16 protein-coding genes are annotated in these 14,302 nt (G+C 41.2%); 1 reads left to right on the forward strand and 15 read right to left on the reverse strand.

What is annotated here, in order from left to right:
* Positions 1 to 95: 95 nt before the first annotated feature.
* Positions 96 to 1,142, reverse strand: a complete 1,047-nt coding sequence (locus ABDD95_RS22930; RefSeq protein WP_345949698.1) for an NADP-dependent oxidoreductase — start codon at positions 1,140 to 1,142, stop codon at positions 96 to 98.
* A gap of 176 nt (positions 1,143 to 1,318) precedes the next feature.
* Between ABDD95_RS22930 and ABDD95_RS22935 the strand changes: the two genes are divergently transcribed.
* Entirely contained in the window at positions 1,319 to 1,720 is a 402-nt protein-coding gene (locus ABDD95_RS22935) for a winged helix-turn-helix transcriptional regulator (protein WP_345949699.1), read from the forward strand.
* A 132-nt stretch (positions 1,721 to 1,852) separates the two neighbouring features.
* Here the strand turns inward: ABDD95_RS22935 and ABDD95_RS22940 are convergent, their stop codons facing one another.
* The 14 genes from ABDD95_RS22940 to ABDD95_RS23005 all read right to left on the reverse strand — a co-directional run bounded on the left by ABDD95_RS22940 (position 1,853) and on the right by ABDD95_RS23005 (position 14,219).
* Complete coding sequence (locus ABDD95_RS22940) at positions 1,853 to 2,365, reverse strand: cupin domain-containing protein (RefSeq protein ID WP_345949700.1); 513 nt, start codon at positions 2,363 to 2,365, stop codon at positions 1,853 to 1,855.
* Positions 2,366 to 2,383: 18 nt separating this feature from the next.
* A complete protein-coding gene (locus ABDD95_RS22945) occupies positions 2,384 to 2,770 on the reverse strand; it encodes a DUF4267 domain-containing protein (protein WP_345949701.1) in 387 nt (128 codons plus the stop codon).
* A gap of 72 nt (positions 2,771 to 2,842) precedes the next feature.
* Positions 2,843 to 3,421 carry a Crp/Fnr family transcriptional regulator gene (locus ABDD95_RS22950; RefSeq protein WP_345949702.1) on the reverse strand — a complete coding sequence of 193 codons (579 nt, stop codon included), beginning with the start codon at positions 3,419 to 3,421 and terminating at the stop codon, positions 2,843 to 2,845.
* Between the two features lie 935 nt (positions 3,422 to 4,356).
* Positions 4,357 to 5,670 carry a hypothetical protein gene (locus ABDD95_RS22955; protein WP_345949703.1) on the reverse strand — a complete coding sequence of 438 codons (1,314 nt, stop codon included), beginning with the start codon at positions 5,668 to 5,670 and terminating at the stop codon, positions 4,357 to 4,359.
* Positions 5,671 to 5,717: 47 nt separating this feature from the next.
* Positions 5,718 to 6,266 carry a hypothetical protein gene (locus ABDD95_RS22960; protein WP_345949704.1) on the reverse strand — a complete coding sequence of 183 codons (549 nt, stop codon included), beginning with the start codon at positions 6,264 to 6,266 and terminating at the stop codon, positions 5,718 to 5,720.
* A 30-nt stretch (positions 6,267 to 6,296) separates the two neighbouring features.
* Positions 6,297 to 7,241, reverse strand: a complete 945-nt coding sequence (locus tag ABDD95_RS22965) for a hypothetical protein (protein WP_345949705.1) — start codon at positions 7,239 to 7,241, stop codon at positions 6,297 to 6,299.
* A 7-nt stretch (positions 7,242 to 7,248) separates the two neighbouring features.
* Positions 7,249 to 9,051, reverse strand: a complete 1,803-nt coding sequence (locus tag ABDD95_RS22970; protein WP_345949706.1) for a phage baseplate assembly protein V — start codon at positions 9,049 to 9,051, stop codon at positions 7,249 to 7,251.
* Positions 9,052 to 9,066: 15 nt separating this feature from the next.
* Entirely contained in the window at positions 9,067 to 9,675 is a 609-nt protein-coding gene (locus tag ABDD95_RS22975; protein WP_345949707.1) for a hypothetical protein, read from the reverse strand.
* A gap of 1 nt (position 9,676) precedes the next feature.
* A complete protein-coding gene (locus ABDD95_RS22980; protein WP_345949708.1) occupies positions 9,677 to 10,573 on the reverse strand; it encodes a hypothetical protein in 897 nt (298 codons plus the stop codon).
* 97 nt (positions 10,574 to 10,670) lie between these two features.
* On the reverse strand, positions 10,671 to 11,063 hold the full coding sequence (tssD, locus tag ABDD95_RS22985; protein WP_345949709.1) for a type VI secretion system tube protein TssD: 393 nt from the start codon (positions 11,061 to 11,063) through the stop codon (positions 10,671 to 10,673).
* Positions 11,064 to 11,152: 89 nt separating this feature from the next.
* Complete coding sequence (tssD, locus tag ABDD95_RS22990; RefSeq protein ID WP_345949710.1) at positions 11,153 to 11,551, reverse strand: type VI secretion system tube protein TssD; 399 nt, start codon at positions 11,549 to 11,551, stop codon at positions 11,153 to 11,155.
* Positions 11,552 to 11,671: 120 nt separating this feature from the next.
* Entirely contained in the window at positions 11,672 to 12,241 is a 570-nt protein-coding gene (locus ABDD95_RS22995; RefSeq protein ID WP_345949711.1) for an NAD(P)H-dependent oxidoreductase, read from the reverse strand.
* A gap of 117 nt (positions 12,242 to 12,358) precedes the next feature.
* Positions 12,359 to 13,747, reverse strand: coding sequence for a DUF5458 family protein (locus ABDD95_RS23000; protein WP_345949712.1), 1,389 nt, complete (start codon positions 13,745 to 13,747; stop codon positions 12,359 to 12,361).
* Between the two features lie 34 nt (positions 13,748 to 13,781).
* Positions 13,782 to 14,219: a type VI secretion system contractile sheath small subunit gene (locus ABDD95_RS23005; protein WP_345949713.1), complete on the reverse strand. Its 438-nt coding sequence runs from the start codon at positions 14,217 to 14,219 to the stop codon at positions 13,782 to 13,784.
* Between the last annotated feature and the right edge of the window lie 83 nt (positions 14,220 to 14,302).

A 14,302-nucleotide genomic window follows, 5' to 3' on the forward strand; every position in this document is an offset into this window, starting at 1 on the left:
CTATCTTCTAATCTTTCTTATCCACCATTTAATAACATACAGGCCATCCCATGATCGGGAAAGCCTGTATGTTAAACTTGTTTATACTGAATCATTCAGGCAACAGTAAGCACTATTTTGCCTTGAATGTGACCTTTCTCGGCCCGTTCATGCGCCTGGCGCGCATTGGCAAGCGCATACGTGCTATCCACTACCACGCGGATCGTTCCACTGTCAAGCAAGTGAGCCAGCTCCGCAAGCTGCGCCCCGTTTGAGCGAACCTGTGTGGCTGAAACCGTAATGCCGAGCTTTTTAGCTTCATCGGTACCTTCAAAACCCAAAGGGAACACGGGGAACAGAGCACCACCACGCTTAAGCGTGCGCAAAAAGCGGCCGGTAGTGGGGCCACCCAAAGCGTCCAATACCAAATCCAGGTCCTGGGCCACATCTTCGAGAGGCGTTTGGGTGTAGTCTATAAATTCATCAGCACCAAGTTCGCGCAGCAGCGCTTCATTCTTGCCTGATGCCACGGCAATTACATGTGCACCTTTCAGCTTGGCAATCTGGACCGAAAAGTGCCCTACACCGCCTGCAGCTCCGTTAATCAGCACCCGCTTGCCCTCAAGTGGTACAGGCTGATGCTTGTTGGGCTGAAGGGGGTTGGGTGCATCGTGCCCCACCTCGACCAGGTATTGCCATGCTGTAAGCAGGGACATTGGCGCTCCGACAGCATGGATATGATCAATACCGGCAGGTTTCAGTGCCAGTTCTGATGCAGGTACGCTAACATACTCGGCATAGGCACTGCTTTCGCCAACGCTAAAGAAGCGAACCATCGAATACACTTCATCACCAATAGAAAAACCTTCAACCTCATCTGCCACCGCTTCAACAATGCCCGAAATGTCTGTGCCTAAAATAATGGGGAAAGGTACTTGAGGTCTCCATTCGGGTGGCAGTGATTTATAACCGTCGCGCAGATACCAGTCTGGCGGATTAAGTCCAACTGCATGAACGCGCACGAGCACTTCACCGGGCTTCAGTTCAGGAACGGGTGCGTCCTCATAGCGCAATACTTCGGGGCCGCCATATTCGTGCAGTCTTACTGCTTTCATCATTCGTTTGCTTGCATTATGGTCTGATGTATTTTCAAGCTCTTTCATCGTATGTATTTGTTGTATGTGAATAAATACCAAGCCTTGCTTAGGACTTGACAGTGTAATCTAATGTGCTGCAATACTATCCGATTTGTATATATTTGGCAAGTATGTACTTTTTTGTATCTTATGTACCTAAAAGTATGTATTACTGATTAACAGCCTTTTACAATAATTTTGAAATGAAAAATAAATCTAAAGTGACTGAAGCGACACAGCTTTGTGCGGTTGATTACGCCTTTAAGCGCATTGGCGGCAAATACAAAGCACGCATTTTGTGGTATTTAGATATGAAAAGGGTTTTACGCTACGGTGAGCTGAACCGGACCTTACCTGATATTACCACTAAAATGCTTACCCAAACCCTGCGGGAACTGGAAGAAGATAAACTGATTATCCGCAAAATGTACCACGAGGTGCCGCCCAAAGTGGAGTATTCACTTAGCGAAACAGGTAAAGAGTTGATTCCTTTTATAGCGCATTTGCATCATTGGGGCAAGAAACAAATTGAAAAGGAAGGCCTGGCAAATGCAGGCATCCTTGACGAACGAACCAAGACCTGCCAAAGTGTTTGCGAATCTTGATTGATTATCTGCTAACGAAGGGAAAAAGCCCCGATGCGTTTAGCACCGGTGGCTTCATGGGTTGAATGATTAAACTTGTATTAAGGCTATGCCTGTGAATCACATAACGGGTTGATCAGACTCATGATTTTTTTAGCTGCAATATTTCAATTCTAATTCTTTTAACCGTCCTTTCTTAATGGCCCTCTTAGCAAGATAATTAAAAAGAGGTGCTGCGATCTTTTGTAGACTTACCATTTTAGATTTGTTTAAGTAAACGAACAAAGCAAGGTCAGCAAGTTTTTTGGGTGTTCCTGCCGCACTGGCCAGGCCATCTTTTGCCAGTCCTTTTGATATCAGCAGCGCATTTTCAAAGTTTTTATTGCCCGGGCTTACTGTTACTTTTATTAAACAATTATCAGTTGATACGTTGTGAAAGTAGTGTTTCTCGTTAGGCTTGATCGTTACCCTGTCACCTGCTTTTAACTGATGCACCCGGTTGTTCAGTCCTACTTCCAACGTACCCTGTAGCACTTCAAAAGTCTCTGCAAAAAGCGTGTGATAATGCCATGGCGTCTTTTCGTTTGGAATGATGTTAAATTCAATCACACTTTCTTTATGAGTATCTGCTGAACTGATTAGCTTGATGTATCCTTGCGTTTTCATATAGCTTTGGTTAAGGTTTTATTTGTTTGAGGATTTATGGCTTAATAAGATAGTTCCGGCAGCGGCGCAAACGATAATGGCGGCTATATGAGGGATAGCTTGAGGGATGCCATTATAACTTTTGCTTAATACGATCAGCATATCGGTGACAGGGATAATGGGTCCTGCCGCCAGCGTAATACCTAATGCTTTGGTTTGCTTAGTTAAGATAAGCAGGCAAATTACTAAACCTGAAAACACATCACGGATACCTTTAATGTAATGGAAAGAGTAGTCGGCGTGCTCGTTAAAGTGTATGCCGTAACCGGCTTCTGCTGTTTCGGGCGCCAAAAGGAACCTGGTTCCGATAAAAATCATTCCCAACCCTGTGAGGAATGCGATTGCAATAAAAATTCTTTGTGTCATGATTATTTGTTTTAAATGATGACACAAAGTTCCCTAACCCAAATCCGGCATTCATGCACCTGGGTTAACAAATCATTTTTCTGTGAAAATTCTTTTGCGGATACGGCTGAGAGATTGCGGCTTTACGCCTACATACGATGCAATATGATATTGCGAGATTCTTTGTAGCAAGCCTGGGTGCCTTTTCAGAAATTTTTCATAGCGAAGCTCTGGTGTGTCTGTATAGAACGAACTCAAGTCTTGCAGGGTTTGTACAAAAACCTGTTCAATTACTACCCGGCCAAACCGCTCGGCTCCGCTCACAGATTGATAAAACAGTTGTAAGTCGGTAAATGAGATCTGTAGCATTTCACAGTCCTCTAACGCTTGGATGTTTTTTGTAGATGAGATTTGCGGCAGAAAACTTTCATAGTTGCAAACAAAGTTATTTTCCTGTGCAAAGTCGTATGTTTTATCTTCTCCATCGTGGTTGATGTAGTATCGCAATAGCCCCTTAGTAACAAACCCCACCTGTTTACAAACCTGTCCTTCTGCTAAGAAGAAATCTCCTTTTTTGTAACTCTTTTCCTTGAATAAAGAAGTGACGGTTTCTTTTTCTTCCGGACTTAGCGCGATTATTCTTTGTAGGCTATCAATCAAGTTGGTCATCATAATAAAGTGTCGCTATTTTAATCATTAATAACGGAAAGGCATTGGTAAACTGCACAACTAAATTAGTTGGATGAAGCCCCGGCCTAAAGATTGTAAACCCAATAAAAGTTCATTGACAACACCAGCCACAGCACCGGCTGCCCGGCTAAAACCTTCTTAAAAATATTCCAAATTTTATTTAGAGAAAACAGGATGTGAGTGTTGTGTACCACTTGGTTTCAATGATTAAGAATTGCAAAATCAGAGAACTAGCTTTAAACATTGATATACAGTTACTTAAAAAGACAAAGCTGGTGTACCTTAATGGCTTTTTGTACCTATCACTATACCTCAAGCAGATATAATGATAAACAAAAAGCCCCAAATATTATCAATTTGAGGCTTTTTCTTTCTTTGCAAAAGTAAGCGGATAAAAGTCGAACTCGTCAGCCATATCAATAATACTGTTACAAAACTAAATCATAGAAGGGCCACTTTGTATTGCTTAGAACAAGGAAAGCTTCGGGCTCTAACCCCAATACATATACTATAATCAACGAGTTTCTAAATAAGTTTATAATAGGTCTCTTTTGAATTGCTGTGGACCTGTCTACGTCCATGCAGTATTTTGTCTGCTTATACGCATAGAGGTAACTAAAGTGTCGAAATTCAGTATTAATTGGCCGCACGCATTTTTAAGCTATCTGTTCTATAAAAACATCGCTAAAGAGGTACTGAAGCGTTATATAAATCAACTTCGGATCAGTAAAGTGGGATGTGAAGCTATTTATATTAAACAAAAGCTATGTCGGACACAATTCATGTCCGAAATACGCTTTGGCATCAGCGTTCCGTAGCCTTTAGCTTTCGTTATTAAGACATTAGTCTGCTCAAGTAGATGCTCCTTGCAATGATTAATAGTTATTGCAGGCGTATTGATACAGGACGGTACCTTTTTACTGGTCACAGGTTACGTTTATACCATTGTTCATGTCTTCGGCCATAGCCGATGCTAACTCGGCACGTGCCTGCTCAGAAAATCGGGTAGCCACAAACGGAAACACAAATGCAATTAGTCCTCCTCCTTTTACACCCAGCTGACCTAATGTTCTAAAACTGTTAATTTTTACGGCACGCGCATCAGGCAATACACGGATTAAGTCTCTTGGACGTACTACCTGGTTACCGTCTCTAGACAGTTTTACCATACTTTCGTTATACCTGCCCTGCCTGATGTCCTTTGTGATTTGACGAGCTATTTCATTTTTATGCAGTTCGCGTGGGGGTATCCCTTCAATTTTCTTTAAATCGCTGGCAAGTTTTGTACTTTCCTTAAACTCGCGGTAGTTACCTTGCACATCTTTAACATATTGCCGTCCATTGAAAACAACAACAGTTCTACCCTCCTGATCTTTAGCAAACCATCCTGATTTGGCGTCTACTTCTAAGATGTCGGGACTGCCTAAATCGCCCGGCGTAGCTCCAAGCGGATTTGGTACATAACCAGGTACCGGATTGTTAGCATCTACCTCATTCAGGCGGGTGTAGTGTTCATTGCCCGGGGCCAAATTACTTCTTAAAACCTCACGCTGGCCATAAGTGCCCGCTGCAACAAATGCCATTGTTCCACCCATCCAGCCTATTGTTTTTGCTATACCACCCAGCTTAGCCATACCTACTACCCCTGCAGTAGCTCCGCTAAAAGCCAATACTGCACCCGCTCCTCCAAAAAATGAAGCAATGGTGTTAAAGAAAATTTCACCAGCATTGTTATCGGAAATTGATTGCGCATAGCGGTTAGCTACATCTAGGCTAAAAATGGGGGACAATACCCCGCCAGCATCACATACCAACATAGAATTGTGGGTTATTGCCCGTTCCTGATTAAATCTTACCTTAGGATGCTCCAGTGCCCAATGCCCGTTACCCAAAGCACCAGTACATTTATGATTAATTTGCGTTGCATAATAACCACCCACTATCATGGAGCCTACTCCAAGTGCTATAACCCACCCTACCGGGTTGGAGAGCAAGAAAGCGCCCACAATTAAGCCTGCACCAAAAGCAAGAAAACTCCACATGGCGTTTTTAGGGCTTTTGCAAGGAAATTCTTCATTAATATTCCTATCCTCAATAGTTAATAGCGTACGCTGCCCTTGGCTATAAAATACGCTGATTTTAGCTCGCGTATCAACAAACATACGGGGTGCATTATCTGTTTGAAAGGTACATACTGCATATACGTTTTTGGGAATATAAGAAACGCTCATAATATTATACTTTATGGTGAACCATATATTTGTTTAAAAGCAGTTGCTTACTGCGGCCTTGAATACCAACAGGCACCCAGCTTTTGTAAGCTGCGCCCCGTATTCTTCTTTATAAATTCAAACCCCATTTCTTTTTTTAACGTAGTTAAAAAATCACTCATCAATAAGGCTTTTTGCTGGTCTACTTTCTCACTTGTATCCATATCAGTGATAGAGATATTTTTACCGGTCTTAAATTTAATTTGTAATGAAATGAAAGATTTTTCAATACGATTGTAATCATAACTGTAAACCCCGTCAATACTGTCTTTCATTATTTTTTGCGGGGGTTTATGGTTTTCAACGATATAAAGCGCCTCTTTGTCAAAGTATAACAACAAGTTTTTGGATGATGCTTTAGTAATCCCCATAACTGTTAACCCTACTATCAAAAAAACCAGTATAAGTCCCCAAATACCAAGATACCTCATTCCATATTCTCCATATAAAAAAAGCAGGGGCAAGCCAATGAAAAATCCCATTACATAATTGATGTAATAAGGAAATGTTACCACATTATTGAACTGAAACTTTTTTATTTCAGGTTGCTGTTGCATATTCACGGTATTATATTGTTACACTACAAGCTAGTCTTCCAGCTTTTTGAGGTCAAACTGCGTAACAAATTCATAATTATATTTAACAGCCTCTTTTAACTGAACGGTTGCACTTAAAATTAAACCTGAATTTTTATCAACTGTACGCCTTATAATGTACTCGAAAATGTATTCGGTAAAATCGTACTCGATGATAGGCTTGTAAAACTGATTGTATTGTTGTATTAAAGTGTCTTCGTTAAGCTTGCCTTTGTTTAACTTACCTACGGTCATTACTTCGGTGGTACGCTCGCTATCGTTAATTACACCATGTGTTAATTCAAGCTCTAATGGTACATTAACAAATATTTGCGAATTAAATTCGAGCTGCTGCTTGCTTTCCCTATCTTTTTCGGGATCAAAATCATTAAAAATGGTATGGTAAAACAATGATTTATCATATGTTTTAAGTAAAACATCTTCAGTTCCAAATTCTAAATCACCGCCTTGAATAAGCCCCTCTGCGGCAGCCGGATTGGTGCGTCCTATTGTTCTGTAAAGTTCTGAATTAATAAGTTCGGGCTTGAACTGGTTCCATTTTTGCTGCAAGGCAGCAAAATTATTGACACTTTTTATGGAGTTATCGGCATGTAAGCCAAATGCAACGTTTTCCTTATCAAACTCTAACTTTTCTGTAGCAGCAATAGCATCTTTTAGCGCCGGTGGGTTTACTTTATACAAATATTGCTCAAGCACAACCTGTGCTTTACGGCCGGGTGTAAGTTTAAGTAAGTACTGCTTTTTGGTATCACAGTGAAAAGTAATATGATCTTCTACTTTAGTGGTATTAAATTGCTCACACCGGTAACGGGCCGATAATTTATAATTATCATCTAAACCATCGTCATTTTTTTCCTGACCAGACGGAACAAAAACAGGATTTTTACTGCCCGTTTCAGTGGGTTGTGAATCTTCAAAAAAGCGCAATCTGCTCATGTTAAAATCAATTAATGTCTACCTGATTTCCAGTAATGGTATGCTTGCCATTAGCGGTAGTACTTATTGTTGTATTTGAAAATACCGTTAAGGCGCCTGCAATAGTAACGGTTTTGTTTTGGCTCTCAATAGCAATGGCGGTTGTGCCGTAAGTGCCCATGTTAACCGCGTTGCCGGGCATATCGCAGGCGTTAGCATTGATAGCCTGTTTACCCTGTATATTAATCACTTGGCCTACAAGGTCAATAGTTCCGTTACTATTAAGTGTAATCGAACTCTCGCCGGTAACCAGCTTTATGGTTTGGTCGGCAGTAATGGTTATTGTGTTGTTGCCATCAATTTCAATATGGTTTAATTTACTTTTATCAATAAAAGTAATACCTGCCGAATCATCCAATCTGAGCATATGCCCACTTTTTGAAATCAGGCTTTTACCGTTGTTGCCTACGCCGCCGCCAATACCGGTTTTACCACTAAACATACTACCAATCACAATAGGCCTGGCGATATTACCTTCTTCAAAAGCCACTAAAACCTGGTCATCCTTTTCCGGAACAAAAACAAATCCCCTATTTGTGTTTACTTTATCGCTACTGCCAGCATCGGGACTTACTACCCGTAACCATTCGGTAGGGTCGTTACTGGTACACTGCCATTTAAACTTCACTTTTACCCGTCCCTGTTTTTTCGGATCGTCGTTATCCAGCACAGTTGCCAGTTGCATATCAGCAAATGGTTTCTGCGCCTGCTTTACATTTAGCTTTTCACTGCTGGCCGATACGCCTTCAAATGTATTTTGATAATGGCCTACGCCATCCAACTGATGATAAACTGCGGTTACCAAAAACTTTCCAAAATCTTGCACCTGAAAGCCGGTTTCGGCACGCATACTGGTGCTAATATTAACTACTTTGCCTAACCCCACTTGTGGGTTATCGCCGTTACCCATGATGTTCAGCAACTCTGATACAAGCGCATTATGTTCATCATTAACAAATGTGTCTATCTCCTTTTGTGAATTGATACGAACGTTAAGCGGCTCATTATAGCGTTTGCTAAAGACCTGATCAGATGCTGAAACCACATGAGACAAATCTGGCGAAGACGATGAGGCCGCAGCTGGCTGTGCACTAAAAACCTGGTCTTGCGGCGAATGGTAAGCAAACTTCTGATATTTGAGCGGTGCTATCTGCATACCGTATTGCAAGCTATGCAGATCACGTCCATAAACCAGGTCCACTTCTTCCAGTTTGTCAGGCTTACCAAAATTTAACTTGGTACCGTCATAGTAAAACCATTCATGATACTCGGCCGATAAGCGATTGATAAATTCAAAATCGCTTTCGCGGTATTGAATCATATAATCTATAGGAGAGGTATAGGTTGGTTTAACCTGAAAGTTTAGGTCGTTCTGCGGGGCATCGGCGGTAGCCTGTTGCAATATAGTAGTAAGGCTTTTATTAAGGTAGGATCCTAAATCCGGGCCACGGTCTATCAATATAGACGGGCTGAAACCACTGATTAGAATATCGCCTTGAAAACCATGACTTTGTGATATTTCCACACGGGTTACTTTGCCAGTAAACTGATTTTCTTTACCCAAAAAATTTCCAAACTGTACAGTAATATTTTTCCCAATAAAGGTTTTCGATTTTTCGAGCGTAACGTTGTTCGTGCCCTCAATCTGATCGTGATTGAGGCGTAGCTCAAACGAGTGATGCTCATTAAACCGCTGGTTTAATACAAAACTCGAAAAGTGAGCGATGGGGGTACCTTCAATATTAATTTCAACGCTGATCTTGTTTTCCATAATCAAGGTTTTGGGTTAACCCTTTAGCGGCCAGGGTGTGTAATAGCTTAATATTTTATATGTTCCTTTTACCTTACCAAATACAAAGCCAAATGATGTTTCTTTACCGTTATCCTGTACATATTGTTTTTGCAACTCATATAACGAGGTGCCTTTGTCTGTCACCTGCCGTAGCCTGAGATAATAATCTTCATTACTGTGTGCATCAATAACTGATAAATCATCCTCTGTACTTGCAGGAACCAAACGCGTCACATCACCCGAAAAAATATCTGCCATGTATAAAGGCAGTTCTTTTTTACTTAACAAACCGTCTTGATAGTTGCTTGTCGAGCTTTGCAAATCAGTGTTACTCCACTGCGGACTGGTTTGCAAAGGATAATATAACATGTTAGATAATGCGGCTTTATCCTTTTGCTTCACAGCAAATTTGAACTGTGCCAAGAACTGCCTGAAAAGCGGCTCATCGTTATCAATTACCGGTTGCTGTGACTGAGCTGCAACATTTACTTTTGGAGTAACCGACTGTTTAAGCTCATTACGCTGCCCCGGAGCAGGTTTACAACCCGTTAAAACATGCAATGTTAACGTGCTCCACAACAAGATATACTTCTTGATAACCATTTTAGTTTCGTGGGATACTAATTAGCGCACGTTGTTCCATGCGTTTTAAAATTACACCTGCACCTAGTTGTTGTGATACGGCCTCTGCATCAAAAACGCCATCCTTTACATATTTGCCTTTAACATAGTGGTTTGAATAGCTCCATAAATAAGGCGTATGCACACCTTTACGGTTGTAACCAAATCCGTTGTATCCTTCCAGTTTTTGCAATATAAATGGCAGGCTCCAGTTAGTTACCTGGTCATATTTCATCAGCTTTAATGCATCTACTGCGCTTTCTTCAAAAGTAAAGGGAGGCGCATGTCCAACTTTTGGCCTGTGCGCAGGAACGTGCACAGTATAACCGGTAAGCGGATCGCCGTTGTGCAAATGCTTTTTAAAATCAAAGCTACATTCCAGGTAGTGTACACAAGCAATGAAGTACCAAGGCACACCTGCGCTGTTAAAATTTGCAGCCATCGCAAAAAAATCGCGGTTCATGCCAAAGCTACTGCTGTTGTCGGCAAAGCCGGGCTTTAAGTATTTGCTTTGTTGCCCCGGCTGCAATACCTCAGTAACCGAACGCCCAAATAAATCTTCCCTCACCGGAGATTGCTCCCAGGCTGCTTTGGCATAGGACGCAAATCGGTTATTAAACGGTACGTGTGCAGATTGAAAGAGAGGTTGAGCTGAAACTTGCGCAGTATTACCGCCTTTTACCATTTGCGAAACACCTTCGTAACGCTGTCTGTTCACCACCACTTTTTCGTCAATTATTTTGTCAACAGCCAGCAGCTTGTCTTTATTAATTACGCAGGTATTAAAAAGATTCACATACTCCATAGCGGTGGGTATGTTTGACTTTTTCTTTTGAACAGTAGGAGGTGTATGACTAACGATACGCTTTTTAATCTTCATAAGTAATCGGAGTAAACAGCAAAAAAAACGGAGAAGATACTTGCGTATTCCTCTCCGTATCTGGTATTTCATTGCCTCAAGGGCTTATGCTATAATTTTATTTAGGCCAGTCATTTTCATGATCGGCATTGCCAACTTTTAGTCGGCGTGCAGAAATCACAAAACTTAGTGACATAGGCGCATTGCCTACAACAGACAAACCTTCATTATATTGAATAATATAACCGTCTTCGAAAGATAATTCTTTCATTTTGGCATCTTCTTCTGATTTTTTGAAGGTAATGGTGCCGCTCAGCGGTTTATACTGGTTGTTAACCATTGATTCAATTACAGAAGTATCTTCAGTCGATTCTACTTCTACCTGTACTGTTCCGCCGTAAACACCCGATGACGGCCGTCCTTTGGCATCAACATCACGGCTGAGTGCAAAACTGCACTGCAGTACATCAAACTCCTTTGAGCCTATATTAATTCTTGCTTTAAAAGCCATGTTTTTAAAATTAAAGATTAAACAATACGCAAACTATATTAAGCATTTGCCAATATAAGCCTGCTCTTAATGTTCTCTATGCAGAAAACTTATGCCCTACCTGGCCAGTCGTTCACATGCTCGGCATTACCCAGTTTAATTTTACGGGCCGATATAGTGAATTTGTAAGTCATCGGGGTATCGCCGGTGATGTTTAAGCCTTCGGCATATTTTACAATATACCCGTCTTCAAAAGTAAGCTCCTTCATCTTTGCATCCTCTTCAGACTTTTTGATCAGCAAACTACCTACAATAGGCTTGTACTGGTTGTTCACCATAGCTTCAACCACCGATGTATCTTCGGTTGATTCTACTTCAATGTCGATGGTTCCACCGTAAACTCCTGAAGCAGGGCGCCCCTTTGAGTCAACATCACGGTTTAAGGCATAAGAGCAGTTTAGCACATCGTACTCCCTGCCCGAAAAATTTAATCTTGCTTTGAAAGCCATAACGATAAATTTCTAAGGTTAATAATATTTAAGTGCCTTATTTATAAGCGGCACTCTCAATATTAACTACAATATATCTTATATATTGTTTAAGGAAAATAAAAATTACTTTATTGTTAGCTAAATTAATTTTTCACCGAAGCTTTCCAGCTTGTTTAACCACTTTTGCGCGTATGGGTTTTGCAGGGAGTGTAAATGGCCAATAGTATTAGTTTGCACAGGCTTGATACGGCATTTTTCGAGTATGGTACGCTTTATAGGAAGGTAAGTGGTACGCTGATTTATTTGCCAATCTTGCCAGGCAGCCTCATCTAATATGGAAACTATCCGGGCCGAACGGCCGCTAAAGTCATTACTAAAAGCCGGGTTACGGATGATGAAGACTTGGTCGGGTAAAAAAATACGGTCAAAAAACCCTTTAATTTTAAAGTTGATGGAACTCTTATACACCGGGCAAAACACAACTATATGGTGGCTCCAGCGTATGGTGGCTATTACCTCGGCTAAATCTGGCTGCCCTTCGGTTAGTTTATTTAGTAATGGTTTGTTCGGGTTAAATTTCAGATCAGCAATAGTGATTTCCTTTAAAGCAGCATTAGCGCGGTCTGCGCCGGCACGGTAAGCGTTGATAAGCGCCCGGGTAATGGGCGTTTTATCAATATCTGCGTTTATAAGGACAACCTGTTTCATCTTTGTGCGGATAAAGGTAAGCAGGCTTAACCAACAAAAGCAAGCAATTTTACATTGCCTTAATACAACGTAAAAGGCCCGGTATAATTATACCAGGCCTTCCATATTATTGAGCTATTATTGCTGGTTATATTCAGTGTTCCAAACAGCGCTATCGTCATCACCTTTTTGTCCATCCAGCTTCACAACAAAGCTTTTGGCTGGGAAGTAAGGCGTGATATGTATATCTAAGTGGATACGGTCTTTCTGCACTTCATCGCGCTCAAACCGCACTATTTTAAAGCGCTCAATCAGGCGGTCAGGTCCTTGTATATTATCCAAGAACTTCACGATTTGAGAGCGTAAATCCTGCTCAGTTTTTGAATTCCAGTTTTCAAACGCCCTGCGGTTCAGGAAATCGAACAATACTTTGGTAATGTAATCGAACACCCTAACTACTGAGTAAGTCTGCAAACCAATATTATCACCGTTAAACAGGGTTTTGGCTGAAAACGCCATCACTTTTCCATACTCGTTTACCATAGGTACCAAACCCAGTTTTTCGAGGTGCGAAATTTCACTTTTCTTTAGATCGAAGCGAACGCCATCTACCTCGTTAACTGCACCATGTTTTTTGCCCGCTGTAACTTGTGACATTAATGTATAATACATTTTGCCAGCCAGCGCAGCTGAACCGGGTACATAAAGATCATCTTCTTCGCCCACTTCTGCTACTTTACCACGGCCTACTAACCAATTACAGGTCATAATGGTATTCGCTTTAAAAGCATCACCACCGGTTAAGTTGGCCGCGCTAAATAAATCAACCACATCATCGGGTTGGTCAAGGTCGGCAAAGTCGGTCACCAGCATTACCTTATTTTCGTATGCCATTTTAGACCAGCGTTCTACCACTTTATTTGATCCTAAATAGCCCGGTATAACCATCAGAGAGTAGTTCTGGCGTAAATCGAGCCGGTCATAGTTTTGTTTCAGTTCGTCACCTACGTATTCTATGAAACGCGGATTGTCCAATTCTTTTAACTGGTCTAAACTGGCATTCATCATTACCAAATTCTTGATCTTATCAGATTCGGTATTTTTATAGAATAAATGCACAGAGCGGTAGGCCTGCTCTAGTTCGCGGGTACTTTGCAATACGTTGTTAATGTTAGCATTCAGGTTTTCTTCAACCTGCTGCAGTTTTTCGCTGCTGGTTGCTACCATGTCGCTCACAGAACCACCGCTTTCCAATGCTTCAATCCATTGGCCCAGCTTCTGTTTCAGTTCTTCACGCTCCTGCTTTTTTTCTTCATCGTTCAAGAAAATTTGTTTACGCGCTTTGCGTTCGGGATTTAGGTTTTGCAGGCCGTCTACTGTAGTTTCCAGCAAATCAAAACCGCCCACCCTGGACAATTTATTTAAACTTTCATTTAAGCTTAGTTCGGGGGCGGCGCTTTTTTCAGCCGGTTTATATCCTTGAGCCGATGAGGTATCGTTGAGTGCTTGCTCGTTTGGTGTTGCCATTTTGCTAGTATTGAGGTATAGGAGTGAGCTAAAATTATTCCAGTTCTTTTACAAAGTTTTTAAGTGCGCTTACAAAAGCGGCTCTTGATTCTTCATTATCCAGCGCTGTTTTTAGTGTTTTGTTGGTTTTTAGCTGTTTAATGATGCTCATGTACATCTCGCGCTCAATGTTGAGTTTGCGTAGGTAACTGCTTTGCTGTACTAACTGTTTAACACCAAAATCGCCTAAGTTTTTAAACTTAAGATTTTCGGTTGTAGAAGAGCCGTCCAATCTATCAAGCTCTACATCAATGCTCGGTTTAAAATGCTCAAAAACCTCTTCCACCGTTTTTAAACCCTCAACCTTTTCAGGACGCAGCGGTTCGTTATCGGTTAGTTTTTGAATAAACAGCGTTTTATTCGGAGATATTTCGCCAAAAGCTTCGGAGGTATCTACTTTCCTCTCGTTGCCACCAATTTCGTAATTAAACATATTTGCAAAAATGAGATGTACTGTCCTTTAAATGTCTTAGTAGTAAACTCTGTTCAATAGTTAATGTTTTTAAATCGTTGAGT

Origin of the sequence: Mucilaginibacter sp. PAMB04274 (assembly GCF_039634385.2) — a bacterium.
Taxonomy (GTDB): domain Bacteria; phylum Bacteroidota; class Bacteroidia; order Sphingobacteriales; family Sphingobacteriaceae; genus Mucilaginibacter.